At 73.5% G+C, this 15,968-nt stretch carries 9 protein-coding genes; 7 read left to right on the top strand and 2 right to left on the bottom strand.

The genetic code is table 11. From position 1 onward, the window contains the following. Nucleotides 1-66: 66 nt before the first annotated feature. The 4 genes from eccD (at nt 67) to ACSMXO_RS38920 (ending at nt 3,708) form a co-directional block, all read left to right on the top strand. Nucleotides 67-1,464, top strand: a complete 1,398-nt coding sequence (gene eccD / locus ACSMXO_RS38935) for a type VII secretion integral membrane protein EccD (RefSeq protein WP_455415776.1) — start codon at nt 67-69, stop codon at nt 1,462-1,464. A gap of 88 nt (nt 1,465-1,552) precedes the next feature. Further along, entirely contained in the window at nt 1,553-2,941 is a 1,389-nt protein-coding gene (gene eccB / locus ACSMXO_RS38930; protein ID WP_455415775.1) for a type VII secretion protein EccB, read from the top strand. 72 nt (nt 2,942-3,013) lie between these two features. Further along, a complete protein-coding gene (locus tag ACSMXO_RS38925) occupies nt 3,014-3,397 on the top strand; it encodes a WXG100 family type VII secretion target (protein ID WP_346258347.1) in 384 nt (127 codons plus the stop codon). 14 nt (nt 3,398-3,411) lie between these two features. Next, a complete protein-coding gene (locus ACSMXO_RS38920) occupies nt 3,412-3,708 on the top strand; it encodes a WXG100 family type VII secretion target (RefSeq protein ID WP_346258346.1) in 297 nt (98 codons plus the stop codon). 162 nt (nt 3,709-3,870) lie between these two features. Here the strand turns inward: ACSMXO_RS38920 and ACSMXO_RS38915 are convergent, their stop codons facing one another. Further along, a complete protein-coding gene (locus ACSMXO_RS38915) occupies nt 3,871-4,623 on the bottom strand; it encodes an SUKH-3 domain-containing protein (RefSeq protein ID WP_455415774.1) in 753 nt (250 codons plus the stop codon). Beyond that, nucleotides 4,584-5,702: a S8 family serine peptidase gene (locus ACSMXO_RS38910; RefSeq protein WP_455415773.1), complete on the bottom strand. Its 1,119-nt coding sequence runs from the start codon at nt 5,700-5,702 to the stop codon at nt 4,584-4,586. The genes ACSMXO_RS38915 and ACSMXO_RS38910 overlap by 40 nt, the downstream gene beginning before the upstream one ends. 47 nt (nt 5,703-5,749) lie before the next feature. On the opposite strand from ACSMXO_RS38910, the gene ACSMXO_RS38905 reads away from it, so the two are divergent. Genes ACSMXO_RS38905 through ACSMXO_RS38895 form a run of 3 tightly spaced genes read left to right on the top strand, consistent with a single transcriptional unit; the run spans nt 5,750 to nt 15,967 of the window. Then, nucleotides 5,750-6,160: a YbaB/EbfC family nucleoid-associated protein gene (locus ACSMXO_RS38905; protein WP_346258343.1), complete on the top strand. Its 411-nt coding sequence runs from the start codon at nt 5,750-5,752 to the stop codon at nt 6,158-6,160. Next, complete coding sequence (locus ACSMXO_RS38900; protein WP_346258342.1) at nt 6,157-6,501, top strand: hypothetical protein; 345 nt, start codon at nt 6,157-6,159, stop codon at nt 6,499-6,501. Before ACSMXO_RS38905 ends, ACSMXO_RS38900 begins: the two co-directional genes overlap by 4 nt. After that, nucleotides 6,482-15,967: a toxin glutamine deamidase domain-containing protein gene (locus tag ACSMXO_RS38895; RefSeq protein WP_455415772.1), complete on the top strand. Its 9,486-nt coding sequence runs from the start codon at nt 6,482-6,484 to the stop codon at nt 15,965-15,967. The genes ACSMXO_RS38900 and ACSMXO_RS38895 overlap by 20 nt, the downstream gene beginning before the upstream one ends. Nucleotide 15,968: the final 1 nt, after the last annotated feature.

Raw genomic sequence — 15,968 nt, 5'->3', positions numbered from 1 at the left:
GGGGATACGGGGTCACGGCGAGGGTGTCCAGTCCAGATTGCCCGACAGGCCGTTGAGAGGCTGCTTATGGCGACGCCGACCACGATCGGTCTCACCCGCATCGTCCTGATGACGCCGAAGCGACGCGTGGACATGGCGCTACCGGACCACCTACCCCTGACGTACCTGCAACCGGCGTTGCTCCGGCACGGTGGCGACGGGCTCGCCGAGGACGGCGTACCGCGTGGCGGCTGGGTGGTCCGGCGGCTCGACGGGAGTGTGCTGGAGCCGGTGCAGTCGCTGTCCGGGCTGGGCATCCGGGACGGCGACGTACTGCTGCTCGCCCCGCGTGACCAGCACTGGCCGGAGCCCGGTTACGACGACCTCGCCGGCGGTGTGGCGGAGACGGCGGCGCGGCAGGGCCGGGTGTGGGGCGGCACCTCGACGTACCACGCCGGTCTGGTCACCGTCGCCGCGATCCTCGGCGGCGCGGTCCTGCTGCTCCTGCTGGCCGGGCCGCCCCTGGTCCGCGCGGGCCAGGTGGCGCTGGCGGTCGCCGCGGTGCTGGTCGGTGCGGGCGCGGCGGTCGCCCGGTGGCGCCGGGAACCCGGCCTGGCCACCCTGCTCGGGGTGTACGCGATGGTCTACGCGGGTGTGGGAGGTGCCCTGCTGCCCGGCCCTGCCGACCTCGGTGCCGTGCTGCACGCCTGGCCGCTGCTCGTCGGATCCGCCGGGCTGATGCTGGCCGCCTCCCTCGCCCTGGCCGGGCTCGACGTGCACCGGCCGGTCTTCCACACGGGTCTCACGATCGGGCTGCTCGGCGCGATCTGGGCGCTGGTCGCCACCGAGGTGGGCCCGGTCGCCGCGGCCGCCGGGCTGGCCGGCGCGCTGGTTCTGCTGGCCCCGCTGCTGCCTCGACTCGCCACGGCACACGGTGGCCTGCCCAGCCCGGAGGTGCCTCGGCCGGGGGAGGACGTCTCGAAGGTCGCGTCCCTCCCGTCGCTGGCCCGGCTGACCGCGCTGGTCCGGCGGGCGGACGAGTTGCTGACCGGGGTGCTGGCCGGGAGTTGCGTGATTCTGCTGCTCTGCGTGGGGGTGCTTGCCCGGGCCGCCGACGTCAGCGCGTCGCTGCTGGCCGTCCTGGTGGTAGTGATCTGCGCCCTCCGGATGCGCACCTTCGCGGCGGTACGCCACCGGGTGCCGCCCGGCTTCACCGCGCTGCTCGGCGCGCTGCTGCTGGGCGGTGCCGGCTGGCTGGCGATGGACACCACGACCCGGGTCGACCTGATCGTTCCGGTACTGGCCGGGATGCTCGCGGTCGCAGCCGGGGCGTACGGGGTGGCCGCCGCCGCGGCCCGCCGTCCGCTCCCGCCCAACCTGGGCCGGATCGGCGACATCGTCGAGATCGTCTGCGTAGTCGTCGCCCCCCTGCTCGCCTGTGCGGTGCTGGGTCTGTTCGGCCTCGCCCGGGGGCTGTTCGGTTGAACCGCATCGACCGGAGGAGAGCGACGCCGGCAACGTCGGCCAAGGCAGCGATGCCGGCATGGTTGGGCGCGGCAGCGGGGGCGGTCTCATGCTGACCCGCCGCGACCTGATCCACTCCCGACAGTTCCTACGCGGACGGCTCACCGCCGCCCTGCTCGCACAGAAGCCCGATCCGCTGGACTGGCCCGGTCGGCGGTTGGCCGGCGCCTCGCTGGCGGCGGTGATGGTCACGGTGATCGCGCTCGCGGCGGTCGGCGTCTACGGCAAGTTCTTTCCCAGCGGCAACAAGCGCTGGCAGGCCTGCGACGCGGTGGTCATCGAGCGGGAGACCGGCACGAAGTACTACTGCCGCCCCGACCTGCGCACCCTGTACCCGGTGGCGAACTACGCCTCGGCCCGCCTGCTGCTGGACCGGCCGAAGGATCCGTACCTGGTCGCCCGGGCCTCGCTGACCTGGCCGAAGGGGCCCCGCGTGGGCATCGTCGGAGCCCCGGACAACCTGCCGGATCCGAAGAAGCTGCGCACCGATCCGTGGTCGATCTGCGGGGTGACCGCCCGGGACGCCGTCGGCTATCCGGTGCCACTCACGTACGTGTACGCGGGATGGCGGCCGGGCGGCGGGGACGGGCTCGGTTCGGCCGCGGTGTTGGTGGTGGACCCGAACGGCGCCCGGCACCTGATCTGGCACGGCCGGCGGCACGCCATCCGGGACGACGCCATCGTCACCGACGCGCTGCGGGTCGCCCCGGCCCAGGCGCATCCGGTGACGCTCGCCTGGCTCGATGTGCTGCCCGCCGGCGCACCGCTGGGCGCCATAAAGGTCGCCAACCGGGGCCGGGAGAGCAGTTGGCGCAAGGGCACCAAGGTCGGCGAGGTGCTGGTCGACCCGGCGACCCAGCAGCACTACGTGGTCAAGCCGAACAGCGTCGACCGGGTCACCGAGCTACAGGCCCGGATCCTGCTGGCCGACCCCGGCTATCCGGGTACGGCGGCCCCGACCCCGGTCGGCGGTACCCCGCTGACGGTCGACGGGAACCTGCCGACCGGTGGCATCCTGCCCGCCGAGCCCACCCCGACGGTCGTACCGGTCGTGTCGGGCACCGGGGTGTGCGTGCGGATCAGTGACGCCGGGGACGGACGCGTCGTCACGGTCGGCGTACCGGTCACCGGGGACCTCGACGCCGCCGCCCGGCCTCCCGCCACCGCCGCCGGGGTCCCGCTGGCCGACCACGTCGCGGTGGAACCGGGCCGGGGCGTGGTGGTACTGGCCAAGCCGGCGCCGCAGGCGACCGGAGGTACCTGGTTTCTCGTGACCGATCACGGAATCGCCTATCCCGTGCCGAGCCCGGAGGTGCTGGGCCAGCTCGGCTACCAGCCGGAACGGGCCATCCCGCTGCCCACCGGGTTGATGGCCCGGGTGCCGCACGGCCCGGTGTTGGAGCCGACGGCGGCGGTCCGGGCGATTCCGCCGGGATAGAACGTCGCGATCATCCACAGTACCCTGACCTCAACTCGTCGGCCCGACGAGTTTCCAGTGGAGGGAGCGGCCGTGGCAGGTGGCACTGAGGAACTGGTACAGAACTACATCGAGGAAATGCGGGAGACCGCTGGTCAGGTGCGGACCCAGGCCACCCTGATCGAAAGCGAGGTCAAGGGCGCCATCCAGTCCGGCACCAGCCAGATGCCCGACGACTGGATGGGCGCCGGCGGTGCCATGTTCGGCGAGGTGAACGCCGGCTACCAGCAGCAGCTCAACCGGATCAAGGTGGCCCTGGACGGGCTCGCCGAGCTGCTGAACCGGGTCGCCGAAAAGCACGAGTTCACCGACTCGCAGATCCGGGCCTCGATGGTCGACCTCGGCGAGGGCATCCCCGGCACCGGCGGGACCGGTGCCGACACGTCCAGCGGTGTCTACGCCGCCCTGCGGGCCTGATTCGGAGGACTGTCATGCAGATTCGTATGGTCGGCGCGACGATGACCACCGGCGCGGCCGCGTACGGCCAAGCCATGGAGAACATGAACCAGCGGCTCACCTCGATCGAGAAGCACATCGAGTCGCTGATGGGGACCTGGCGGGGCAGCTCGGTGCAGGAGTACGAACTGCTCCGCGCCGAGTGGCGCGACGCCGCACGCGCCCTGGTCGAGATGGGCGGCCAGATCCAGGGAAAGATCAGCGGGTCGCACGCGCTCATGTCGGACGCCGAGAGCGAACTCGTCTCGATGATGCGGGCGCACCACATGTAGCGAGCCTCTTAACCTCCCCTGTGGTCTGGCGGATCGCAAGGTCGGGTGCGGTGCGTGAGCGTCGCACGCTCAGGTGGAAAGAGGTCCGATGACCGGTCGGGTCCGGGGAGGGGCGGCGCTGTGCCGTCCTCTCCCCGGACCAGGCAGGTGTTCAGCGCCTGTTCACTCGTCCTCCCGGCGGACCAGCCGGACGAGGGCGTCGTCGACCGTGGGGGCGTACGGCGCGTCGCCCGAGTGGTCGCGCCGGTGCACCGCGCCCGACTCGTCGACGACAAGCATCCGGCTGTCGCCGACCGCGATCTGCCACACCCGCATGCCGAGCCGGTCCGCGAGGTCGGGATGTGCCGGCGGGACGTGGTCGTCCGGGGTCGGGGTGAACCGGTACCCGGCGATGGTCAGGCCGCCGAAGTCCGCGGCCACCGCACGGGCCACCGGGAAGAGGACGGCATCGTCGATCTGATGCCGGCGGCACCAGGTCCGCAGCAGCGCCGCGCCGTCGCGTCCCGGTACCCAGCCAGCCAGTCGCAGCATCGTACGGACGTCCTCGGGAAACCGCGTCGAGCCCGCCCGGTAGGCCAGGTAGAGCCGGATAACCTCGTCGATCGGCAGGGACGGCCAGCGGGACCAGTGTCCGGTGTCCCGGTCCAGCACACCTCGGGCGGCGCCGACCCGTGGTGGCGGCTGGCCGGCCTCGCCCGACGGCGTACCGGTACCCGGGGGCGCGGCAGCGGAGTCGGTCGGCGGCGGTCCCGGTGTGCTGGGCGGCCGGTCCCACACCACGTAGCCGGCCTCGAACTCGCGGAAGCCGGGATCCTCGCTACCCAGCTCGCGGCGGGCCCATTCCCGGGCCAACCGCGACGCCTCGGCCCGGTCGATCATCCGCCACCCGCCGTACGCCAGCGGGATCGCAGCCACAGCACGGTCAGCACCAGCACCGCCCCGGCGCCGAGCAGTGCCGCCCAGGGACCGGCCCGGGCCGGCCAGGGCGACCCGGGGCGATCGGGCTGGCGCAGGTCCATCACCACCTGCGGTACCGGTGTCGGTGAGGCGAGCATGTCGCGCAGGGCGCGGTACGGGTCCACCGCCCCCGGCCCGTTCGCGATCGGGGTCGCCGTGTTCGTCAACCGGGCCCGGATCTCGTGCACAGTGGCTTTCGGGAGCGCCGCTCGGACCAGGGCGGCCGTGGCGCTCACCACGGGTGCGGCGGCGTCGGTCCCGGACCAGACGATGTGCCCGGCGCGGGGCGCCGCCGCGAGTACCTCGTCGCCGGGCGCCACCAGGTCCATCGTGGTGCTGATCCCGGCGACGTTGCCCGCCTCGTCCAGGGCGCCGACGGCGATGACCCCGGGGTACGCCGCCGGATATGACGTCGGGCTGGTCCGCGCGTCGCCCGTCGCCGCGACCACCACGACGCCCCGCCGCAGCGCGTGCGCGACCGCGGCGCGGAGCCCGGAGTGGCTCTTCGGCACGGCGAGCGAGACGTTGACGACCCGGGCCCCGTGATCCGCCGCCCACCTGATGCCCTCCGCCAGGTGCGCCGGGTCCACGTCGCGGTCGAGGACCGTACGGGCACAGTCACTGACCCGGACCGGCAGGATCCGTACGCCCGGGGCGAGGCCCAGCAGCGCGGTGTTCGGCATCGGCCTGGCGGCGATGATGCTGGCCACCGCCGTGCCGTGCCCGGTGTGGTCGACGGTGGCGCCGGCCCGGTCCCGGATCACGTCGTATCCGGCCAGCACCCTGCCGGCGAGCTGCGGGTGCGTCACGTTCACCCCGGTGTCGACCACCGCGACGGTGATTCCCGCGCCGGTGTGCGGCGCGAGCCGGTCCGCGGCCAGCCAGTGGTGCGACCAGGTCGGTTCGCGGGCGACCGTCGAGGTGGCGTTGGCCGCGGTGGGACAGCCGAGCGAGGTGCCCGGCGCCGCGGCCGCCGGCACCGCCGGAAGCACGGCCAGTACGCCGGCCACGGCGGCGATCGCGGAATGGCTGACCATGCCTCTGAGGGTAGCGGCTGGTGATCGAGGTCCAGTACCGTTGCGACATGACTGTGGACGGTGAGCAGGTCGCCGAGCTGCGGGCTCGCGCCGAGCGACTTACCGCCCAGTTCCGTCAGGTCAGTTCGGCGCTCGACGAGGTCTCCGCCCGGGTCCGGGCGGTGTCGGTGACGGCCACGTCCGCGGACGGTTCGATCACCGCCACGGTCGGTCCGGAAGGCCGGTTGCAGCGGCTCGATCTCGGCCCGGAGGTCCTCGACTACGGCGACCCGCGCCGGTTGGCCGAGGAGATCGAGGCGACGATCGCGGTGGCGGCGGAGGAGGCGCAGCGTCGGGTCTTCGACGCCTGCCGTCCCTACGTGTCGGAGGAGTCCATGGCGGCCTATCGCAACCACGACTTCGACGAGGCGATCAAGCGGATGGTCGAGCGGTTGCCCGAGGAGGGGTCGATTCGATGACGCAGCCCGGCGACGCGGGATACGTGGCACACGTACCAGATCCGGACGGTGCGGTCAGCGCCGCTGGGCGGCTCGCCGGGGCGGGTGAGCGCCTGAGGGCCACGATGGCCAGCGCGGTCGCCGCGGTGAACGGGGTGGGTGACCCGTGGGGCAACGACGAGGTCGGGCAGACGTACCGGACGAGTTTCGCCGCCGCCGACGAGTTGAAGGCGGCGCTGGTCCGGGTCGGCGAGTCGGTGGTCGGGTTCGGCACTGTCGCGCTGACCAGCGTGGACACTCTTATCGAGACGGACCTGCGGACGAAGAGACTTCTCGGCGGGAATGACGCTCGGTCCGCCTGACTGGGGTGAGCCCTGGCAGCAGGTCTGGGATCTGCTGGTCTGGGTCTCCACGGGCGGCTCGGCCTGGCCGGAGGCGGACGAGGACCGGATCCGACAGCTGGCCCAGGCCTGGCGGGACGCCGGTGCGAGCCTCAACCAGGCTCTCGTCGAGGCGAGCGCCGAGCGGAACGCCCTGGCAGTGTCCTGGGGTGGCCCGTCCGGCCTGGCCTTCCAGGCCGAGTTCAGCAAGGTCGTCGACCAGGCGTTGCCGAAGTTCGCCCAACTGGCCCAGCAGGTCGCGCAGGAGGCCGACCAGGCCGCGTTGGACATCGAGTACGAGAAGCTGACGGTCCTGATCGCCGTCATCACCTGCTGCCTAGAGATCTTCGCGATCATCGTGTTGTCGTTCTTCACCTTCGGCGCGGCGCTCGCTGCCGCGGCCGGACCGATCGGCATCGCCCGGATGGCCATCGCCGGGGCGTTGCGCATGCTGTTGAGCCGGGCCGCCGGTTCGTTGGGGCGGCTGGCGCTGCGCGAGGCGGTGCTCGAAGGGCTCCAGGAGGTGGCGACCGATCTGACCGCGCAGGGGATCCAGGCCGGCATGGGGAACCGGCCCGACTTGGACGCCGAAAGGACGCTGTGGGCGGCAGGAACCGGTGCCGGGGCGGGTGCGCTAGCTGCCGGGACCAACCCGCTCGCCAAGATCCTGGGCCGCCGTACTCCGGACAATCCGCTCGGCTCGGCGATCCGTACCGGGATCGACGGCATCCACGAGGCCGGCGTGGAGACCGTGACGAACGCGACCGTGAACGGGCTGCGTACCGGTGACTGGAGCATCGACACGGACGACTTCGCCAACTCCGCGCTCGCCGAGGGAGTCCGGGGGCGGATCAGCGAGGGCCGGGACAACGCGCTGGAGCGGCTCGGGCAGCAGATTCCGGTGCTGCCCACGCCCACTCCGGTAACCGTGCCGGCGGCGCCAACCGGCCTGCCGCCGGCCGCGACGCCGACGACCGGCCCGGCACCGGAGCGCGATTCCAGCGGAGCGGGAGCCGGTCCGGTCGGAGGCACGGGCCCGCCGGGCACTTCGGGTACGGGCCAGTCGGGCAGCCCACCCGGCACGGGGCAGCCGAGGTCCCCGTCCCCAGCACAGCCGGGCCCCTCGGGCACCGATCCGTCTCGACCGTCCGGGCCGGATCCGTCTCGACCGTCCGGGCCGGATCAGTCCGGCCTGCCCGGCTCGGAGCGGCCGGGTCAACCGTCCGGGCCGGACTCGGGCCAACCCGTCCCGGGGCAGCCGGTCGATGCCGGACCGGGGCAGCCGGGCGGTTCCGGGCCGGGGCAGCCGGATGCCTCCGGCGTCGGCGGAGCCGGGCGGCCCGCTGCCCCGGAGCCGTCGGGGCCGCCACCGCCACCGCCACCCGATCCGGTCCCGCCGCATCGTTCCGCCGAGGGAGTCGATCAGGGCCGTCCGCACCAGCCGGCTTCGTCGGCCGGATCGCCGCCGTCCAGCGGCACGGCGTCGGCGGATCCCGCGCCGGCCGGGCCGGGAGCCGGCTCCAGCACACCCACGCCGGGCTCCACCGGTACGGGGCACGGCGGGCTCACCGGCCCGGCCGGCTCCACGCCGCCGGTCGGCACGTCCGGGTACCTCCCCCCGGCCGGTGTCGCGCCGGCTGCGGTGAACCCCACCGGGATCGCGGCACACTCCGGCAACCCCGGTGGGCACGTACCCACCGCCGGAAGCCCCAGCCTGCCGGGCTCGGGCGGCCCGGCCGGGGCGGGCCCGTCCTCCGGCGTGGGGACTCCGGGCGCCGGTACCACCGGATCCGCTCCCGGCCCGGCCACGACGGGGCAGGCAGCGGTTTCCCCACCCACGGGCCCCGCGAGCGGCAGCCCGTCCAGCGGTAGTCCGGGCGGCAGCGGCCCGTCGAGCAGTGGTAGTCCGGGCGGCGGCCTGTCGAGCAGCGGTAGTCCGGGCGGCAGCGGCCCGTCGAGCAGTGGTAGTCCGGGCGGCGGCGGACCGGTGGGCGGACACAGCGGGACTTCGATGGCGCCGGCCGGCGCTGACGGCCGGCTGATCGGCGCGTCCGACCAGAGTTCTGCGGGGACCGGGTTCGGGCTGGCCGGGGTGGCCGCCGCACTGCGTCCAGCCGACCAGTCCGGGCGTCGGCGTGCGGGCGTGCCGAGCACCGACGGCCCGACCCGGCCGCGCCCCGGGGCCACACAGAGTCCGGGTACCGGTGACGATGACCTCGATCCGGCCTCCGCCTGGGACGAACGGGAGCTGAGCGGCCGGATCCCGGTCGACGAGCAGCGGAGCCCGGTGCTCCACCCGGATCCCCGACACCCGTCACGCTGGGTCGGCTACCTGAACGACGGTGGCCCGACCCGGCCCGGCCGGGCCACCAACTGCACCGACACGGTCCGCGCGTTCCTCTCCACCTGGTACGGCCGACCGAGCGTGGCCGGCGCGCTCAACCGGGACCTGTCGCGCGGCGTGGCGGATGGCACCGCCCGGATCCAACGATGGCTCGGCGCCGACTTCGTCCAGCAGGGCGCGGGATCCGCCGGACTCGACGCCGTCGGGTCGCAGCTGCTGATCCAGGGCCACGGCGCGGCGGCGGTGATCATCAGTCAGTGGACCGACGGCGGCTCACACATGTGGGTGGCGGTCAACCACACCGGCACCGTCGTCTGGGTCGAGCCGCAAACCGGCCGGATCTCCGACGAGGCGCCGCTCTATCAGGGACAGACCGACCAGGTGTGGGCGTTGCCGCTGGACGCCAACGGCGAGCCGGTGTCGCCGTACCCGGACGGGGAACTGGCGGCGCCGGCCCGCCCGGAACAGCCGGCGGTCGACATCACCGCGCTGGCGGCCCGGACCATCGACCGCGACGACGCCGCAGCCCGGGTACTGGTCCGGCTGATGGGGCGCTGGGCGGAGGGGATCACGCAGATCACCGCCGGGACGGAGTTCGCGGCGGCCATTCCCGACGACCAACGGCAGCGGCTGGTCGAGGCCCTGGTCGACCACCGGCGTCGGCTGTACGAGTCGCTCCCGGCCGAACTGGGCGTACGGCCCTTCGGGGCGGGCAGCAGCAACCCGGAGAGCGACGTCGACCTGGAGGTACGCGGCCCGGACGCCGGCCGGCGGCTGCTCGCCGCGGAGCAGCACCTGGCGAGGGTGGATCCACAGTGGCGTAGCCACTACCGGATGGGCGTACTGGTGCACAGCGAGCGGGTCGCGGGCAGCGTCGACGCGCTGGACCGGGTTCCGCCGGAACGCGCGGCGGCGCTGCGACAGGAGCTGTTCCGGACGGCCGAGACGCTGGTCCTCGCCCGGCGGCTGCGCTTCGCGTCCGGCCCGGCGGAACGCGCGGCTCTGTTGACCGGCCTGTCGACCGACCTTCAGGAGCAGGTACGGCAGCTCGCCGACTCCTCGGAAACCGAGCTCACGCGGCTGCGCACCCGGGCCCTGTACGAGGGCGACCGTCACCACCAGGCGGCGGTCGCCGCGAGCGATCCGTTGACCCGGGCTCGGCACCTGGTGGGGGCCGCCCGGGAACAGCTCGTCGCGGACTACGCCGACGACGAGGCGTACGTCTCCGTCGGTGGGAAGCGCCGGTTCGCCTTCGGCGCGCAACTCGAACGGATCACCGAGCGGCGCCAGGCGGTGCTGGACCAGCTGATGATGATCGCGCACGTCTTCCACGAGTCGCCCGGCGGCATCGAGTCGCTGCGTAGGTACGAGACGTGGAAGTACGTCCTGCGGGTCGGCGACGTCCTCGACAGCAGCACCGCCCCGGGCTCCTGGCGGCACTTCGCGATCAGCGCCCGGATGAAGCTCCCGGACGGCCGGTACGGCGTCGATCTGGTTCCCGACGAGCTGCTGTCCGCCAGGTACGCCGAGTTCACCGCAGCGGTACGGCGGTACGCCGACTCTCTCCGCTCACCCCTGCCCGGCCGGCTCCCGAACCCGAACCTGCTGCTTGTCCCCCAGCCCGACATCGGGACGAACGGCGAGGGACCACCCGTCCGGCCGGACACCGCGCAGCCGGCCGTCCGGCCCGACGGGGAGCAGCCGGCCGTCCGGCCCGACGGGGAGCGGTCCGACGGTGCCGGGCCGGCTGAGCCGGCCCCGCGGCGCCCGCCGGAGGTGCCGGGCCGGCAGCCCGGCCCGGGTGGTCCGCCACGACTGGTCGGGGGTGCCGAGGCGGTCCGGGCGGTGCGGGCCAACCTGCGTGCGATCCCGGCGGGCTTCGATCTGACGGGCGAGCGCCGGCACCGCCGGTGCGCCGACGCGCTGCGCCCCGAGCCGGGCGTGGTCAAGATTGTCCTGCGTGGCCAGCGTGGCGGGGAGGTGGGCGTCGGCGATGTCCGGATGCTCGGAGGCGACTTCGTCCACGCGGTGACGGAGCTGGTCCAGTCCGGCGATCTGGACCTCGGCACCGACCGGGTCGTGCTGGTGGGAAGCTACACCGGGTTGGCTCCCCGGGGTCGGCGCTCGCTCGCCTCCATGCTTGCCAGGCGCCTGCTCGACCTGGGCCGGCGACACGAGGTGACCGGCGCCGACGCGAAGGTGTGGTCCTTCCTGGACGGTACCGCGGTGGTGGCCGAGCCAGATCCCCGCGATTCCAGCCAGCCGAAGCATCCACCGGACGGAGCCTGGCGGACCTTCGCACCGTCCGGCTTGCGGATCGGCTCCTCCCGCTCCGCCAGCCGCCCGACAGCGGCGCCCACCGGTCCGGCGCCCACCGGTCCGACGGCCAGCGGTCCGGCGCCCAGCGGTCCGGCGCCCAGCGGTCCGACGGCCGCGACTGGTCCGGCCGCCACCGGACCGAGCGCGGCCGCCGCCGGCCCGCCCGCCCGGCCGCTGCTGCCGCCGGACCTGCGCGACCACCGCCATCTCAGCGGCGATCTGTCGGGGACCTACCGGACTGACGACCGGCGACTGCACCGGTACGGCGACCGGCCGTACACCTACCGCGACGACGAGACCGGCCGGCTGCACCACGAGCGGGACTCCGCCGGCACGTACCGGGACGAGGACAGCTTCGAACTGAGGTCGGCGCGCAGCGACGAGGTGGTTCGCGATCCGCTCCTTGCGCGGAGCCGGCCGGTCCCGCACCGGGCCGTCGCCGGTCCGCCGGGCCCGGCTCGTAGCCGTCCGGCCCGCGAGGTGGTACCGATGCTGGCGTTGCAGGGGATGCGGCTCGAACACCTCCGGCGGGGCAGGCTCAACCCGCTGATGACCGATCTGGGCATCGCGGACCTGAGTCAGCTTGCCGAGCCGAACGTCACGGCGACCTTCGCCGAGCTGCTCGCCCGGCCCGCCGGCCCGCCGTCCCCAGCCCAGATGACGGAGCTGGCGGCGGTGGTCCGGCAACACCACCGGCTGGAGTCGGCGGTGCGACAAGCCCGCGCCGAGGCACCCCAGACGGTGGCCCGGCGGATTCTCGCCGAGGACTTCGGCATCGATGGGAGTGCCGAGCTGACCGGTGGCCGTACCGGCCCACGCCCGCCGGGGGCGTTCGCGGTGGCCGGGTTCGATCCGGACAATCAGCGTCTGGTGGTGCTGGAGACCGGGCGGACCAGCGGCAGCCGCCACCTGCTACAGGACGGCAGCCTCGCCGAACGGGGTACCCCGGCCTACGTCCGGGACGTCTTGGAGACCAGCCGGGAGCTGCACGAGCACCTGCGCCAGCATCCGGAGCTGCTCGACGCGCTACACCGGGCACTGGTCCGTGGCGAGCTGACCGTGCAGGCGTACCGGGTCGAGGTGGACGTACCAGGCCATCAGCAGGTTTCGGTCCGGAGCACCCCGCTCGACCTGTCCGGGCTCGACCTGACGGGCGTGGCCGACCGGTTGCCGGCCAGGTCGTCAGCGGTGGACCCCGGACTCGGTGACCGGTTGCAGACGGCGGCCCAGCAGGTCGCCGGCCGGCTGACCGGTGCCCCCGGGATCCAGCACGTGGCGGTGCCCGACCCGCAGGTGGTCGAGATCCGGCCACGGAACGGCGCGCCGTACCGGCTGAACCTGCGTACGGCACCACACGGCCCGGGTACGGAGGCGTTCGCGCTGCACGTCGGTCCGGACCGGGAGCACGACATCGAGTTCTTCCACGACCACCTCGACGGTCTGGACCAGGCGAGCGTGAACCGGGTGTTGGCCGGGACGCTCCTGTACGCCCACACCAGGGTCATCGGGGCCGCGTCGGCAGGCGAGACGCACGCCCTGGTCGACCAGCCGATCGCGGTCCGCCGGCTGCGGCTGACCGATCAGGACGCCGCGAACCTCGGCACATTCGAGGCGATGGCCCTACTGCTGCCGACGACGACCGGAGCCGAACGGACCAGGCTCCGGGCCGAGATCCGCGACTTCATCCAGCGGTACGGGCTGCGGGACGGCTTCCCCGGTGGCGACGAGCGCGTCGAGTTGGCGCGGGAGCGCCTCTCCGCGTCGGCGTACCGTCTGCTCACCGAGGAACGGGACTGGACGCTCGACCCGGATCCGGCCGTGGCGGTCGCCCGGAAGGCCCTCTCAGGGACGCTGTTCGACCCCACGATCGCACTGATCACGCCGGTGCCGGCCGGACGGGGGAAGGTGTTCCGGGTGCTTCCGGCCGGCTGGGCCAAGCCAGGGCGGGTGGCGTTCACGGTCGAGCTGCGCTCCGACGCCGTCCCGAACGGGCGGGGGATCGAGATCCGCAACACCGCCGAGGACCGGCACTTCGACCTGGTGGTCGATCCGGCCCTGCTCGACCATTCCACCGGCGCGGCGCCGGCCTTGGTGCCGACCTGGGCACAATTCCGCAACCAACTGCGTGCGGTCATCCAGAAGAAGATCGCGGAGCAGGCCGCCCGGCCGCCCGAGGTGTCGCGGCGCTGGCGGGACCGGGTCATCGCCAGCGCACCCGCCGCCACCGGCGCGGCCACCATGGCCGGAGTCGCCGCCGCCCTCGGGGTGCCCGCGCTCGCGGTGAAGGGTGCCGTGGTGGCCGGTGTGGAGATGATCACGCAGGGCGGCGTCAACCGGTGGAGCAAGCTCGACAAGGCCGAGCGGGAGCAGGATCGGCGGCTGGCCCTGCGGACCGACCGGACCGGAATCGAGGACGGCGGGCTACAACGCCTGGTCGATCGCGGTTTCGCCGAGGCCACCGAGCTGGCGAGAGGTACGGCGGGCAGGCCGGACCTGGTCGTCCCCGGCCCGCCCACCCCGGCGCCCTCGCCCGCGCCGTCATCGTCGCCCGCGATCGACGATGACAACGCCAGGGCACTCCGTCGGCGGGTGCGCCTGGCGATCGAGCAGATCGACCAGGACCGCAAGAAGAAGCCGGTCGAGCACCTGCTCCGGGTCCGACACCTCGGCGAGGACCGGTACCGGCTGAGGATCAAGGGTGAGGGGAACGACGCGCGGGTACGGGTCGAGGTGGCCGACACCGCCGACCGGTCCAAGATCGAGGTGAAGTTCGACGATCCCGCCATCACGTTCCGGGTTCCTCCGGACCTCGCCCGGTCCAGCCCGGACGACGTCGAGCAGGCCGTTCGGGCGGCGCTGAAGGAGGTGGCCGGACGCCAGGAGAAGGTGAGCCTGGCCGCGCCCGAGGTTGTCGGCCACCTGGAGAAGGGCGCCACCGCTACCGGAACCGGCGTACTGCCCAGTGTGCCGGTCGGGAACCTGGCGCTGAGCCACTTCGGGGAGGTACTCGGCGAATCGGCCGTCGCCCGGTCGATTGTCCAGGTCTTCGCCGACCGGGCCGCCGGCCGACGCGACGAGGTGCTGCGTGACCTGCGGGAACGGCACGACGCCGCCTACAGTACGCGGCTGCCGGGTGGACAGCGGCGGCCGATGGCCAACCAGATTGTGGCGCTGGCCCGCGGCGGCGAATCGATCGCCCAGGCGATCGAGTCCGAACTCGCCGGGACCGCCCCCGCGAGCACCGGGACCGCCCTCGCGACCACCGGGACCGCCCCCGCGACCACCGGGACTGCCCCCGCGACCACCGGGACCGCGTCCACGACTGGCGGGGCGGGGCCCACGCCGGCCGCCACGGAGCAGGCCATCGATGCCGCCGCGCGGGCCATCCAGCGGGTCAACCGGCGACACCGGCACCGCTTCGAGCGCGACCACGACGCGGAGCGCGACCCCGGCACCCGGGTGTTCCGGTCGGACCGGATCGGGATCAAGCGCGACGTGTCGCTCACCCTGACCTTCGGTACCGTCGAAGGCAACCGGCCGGTCGTCCCGACGGCCCGTCGGCTGAAGCGCGGCCGTTTCGAGTTCACCGTCAATGTCGACGCCGCTCCGGACGAGATCCAGCGGACGATCGAGCATGTCTGCGACAACATTCTCTTCGACCGGGAGCATCCACTGCCACGCAAGCGTCGGCTGCTGGAGGACTACCTGCCCACCGGGGTCGGGCTGGCCGGCGCGGCGGCGATCGCCGCGTTGAGCGGACCGCTGTGGGGGCTGATGACCGGCGTCGGCGCGGTCGCGCACCTCGGGCAGCGGTGGAGCGCCCGCTTCCACCAGATGCGGGTGAACGACATCGCGCTGCGGAAGGCGTTCGACACCGAGGAGGACGACGTGTGCCCGGCGGACCTGCGCCGGTCGCTCGACGAGCAGCGCGCGGCGGTGCAGGGGCTGGAACAGCGGGTACGAAAGCTGGAGGAGCGACTCGCCCAGGATCCGCGTACGGCTGCCCAGGTGGTGACGATGCGCGCCCAGTTGGGAGCGGTGCCGGAGCCCGACCTGCTCGCCGAGGTCGCCCGGGAGGTGGCGGCGGCACGTCAACTGCCGCGCGGCGGGCGCATCGAGCCGGTCGCGGGGGCCGAGCACACCTTCCGATTCCTCTTCCGGGGCGCCAAGGGGCGGCCGGAGAGCCTGACGTTCGAACTGGGCACCGGCCAGACCGACGGCGGGACGCTGATGGCGTACCGGGTGAACTCGGACGTCGCCCACATGCTGCGGGTCGACCCGACCGGCACACCGGACGAGATCGTGGCCGGTGTGCACGCCTGGCTCCGCCAGGAGGTCGACCGGCTCAGTGCGATGCCGGTGGGGCTGCCGGGCGCGCGCAGCCGGTGGACGAAGTTCGGCGCGGACGCCGCCGGTCAGAGCATCGGCACCGCCACGAGCATCGTGGTCGGCGCGACGACCTCCAACCCGGCGGTCACGATCGGCCAGGTGTTGAGCTTCAGCGGGGCGAAGGAGGCCAGCAACATCTCCTTCGACAGCAACGAGGCCGTGCTGTCCCAGACCCGGACGGAACTGCGCAAGCGCTTCTTCGGCACCGCCCCGGAGGAGCAGTTGGCGGTCTTCACCTTCGACACCGACCACCTGAGGAGGCGGACGGTGTCGATCTTCCACCGACTGCAGCAGCTGGAGCGAATCAGTGAGACGCTGCCCGAGCCGGAACGGCCGGCGCCGTTCCAGGACGGTCCGGTGACGTTGCCGGACCGGCCGGTACTGTTTGGTGACTGAG

It is taken from the genome of Plantactinospora sp. DSM 117369 (assembly GCF_053764795.1).
Note: the sequence above shows the minus strand (reverse complement) of the source record. Positions and strands in the feature narration are given on the sequence as shown.

What these genes read in the sequence shown, in the direction of transcription:
- ACSMXO_RS38910 (WP_455415773.1), bottom strand. Translation starts at nt 5,702, where the DNA reads ATGGTCAGCCATTCCGCGATCGCCGCCGTGGCCGGCGTACTGGCCGTG.
- ACSMXO_RS38920 (WP_346258346.1), top strand. Translation starts at nt 3,412, where the DNA reads ATGCAGATTCGTATGGTCGGCGCGACGATGACCACCGGCGCGGCCGCG.
- ACSMXO_RS38895 (WP_455415772.1), top strand. Translation starts at nt 6,482, where the DNA reads ATGACGCTCGGTCCGCCTGACTGGGGTGAGCCCTGGCAGCAGGTCTGG.
- ACSMXO_RS38905 (WP_346258343.1), top strand. Translation starts at nt 5,750, where the DNA reads ATGACTGTGGACGGTGAGCAGGTCGCCGAGCTGCGGGCTCGCGCCGAG.
- eccD (WP_455415776.1), top strand. Translation starts at nt 67, where the DNA reads ATGGCGACGCCGACCACGATCGGTCTCACCCGCATCGTCCTGATGACG.
- eccB (WP_455415775.1), top strand. Translation starts at nt 1,553, where the DNA reads ATGCTGACCCGCCGCGACCTGATCCACTCCCGACAGTTCCTACGCGGA.
- ACSMXO_RS38900 (WP_346258342.1), top strand. Translation starts at nt 6,157, where the DNA reads ATGACGCAGCCCGGCGACGCGGGATACGTGGCACACGTACCAGATCCG.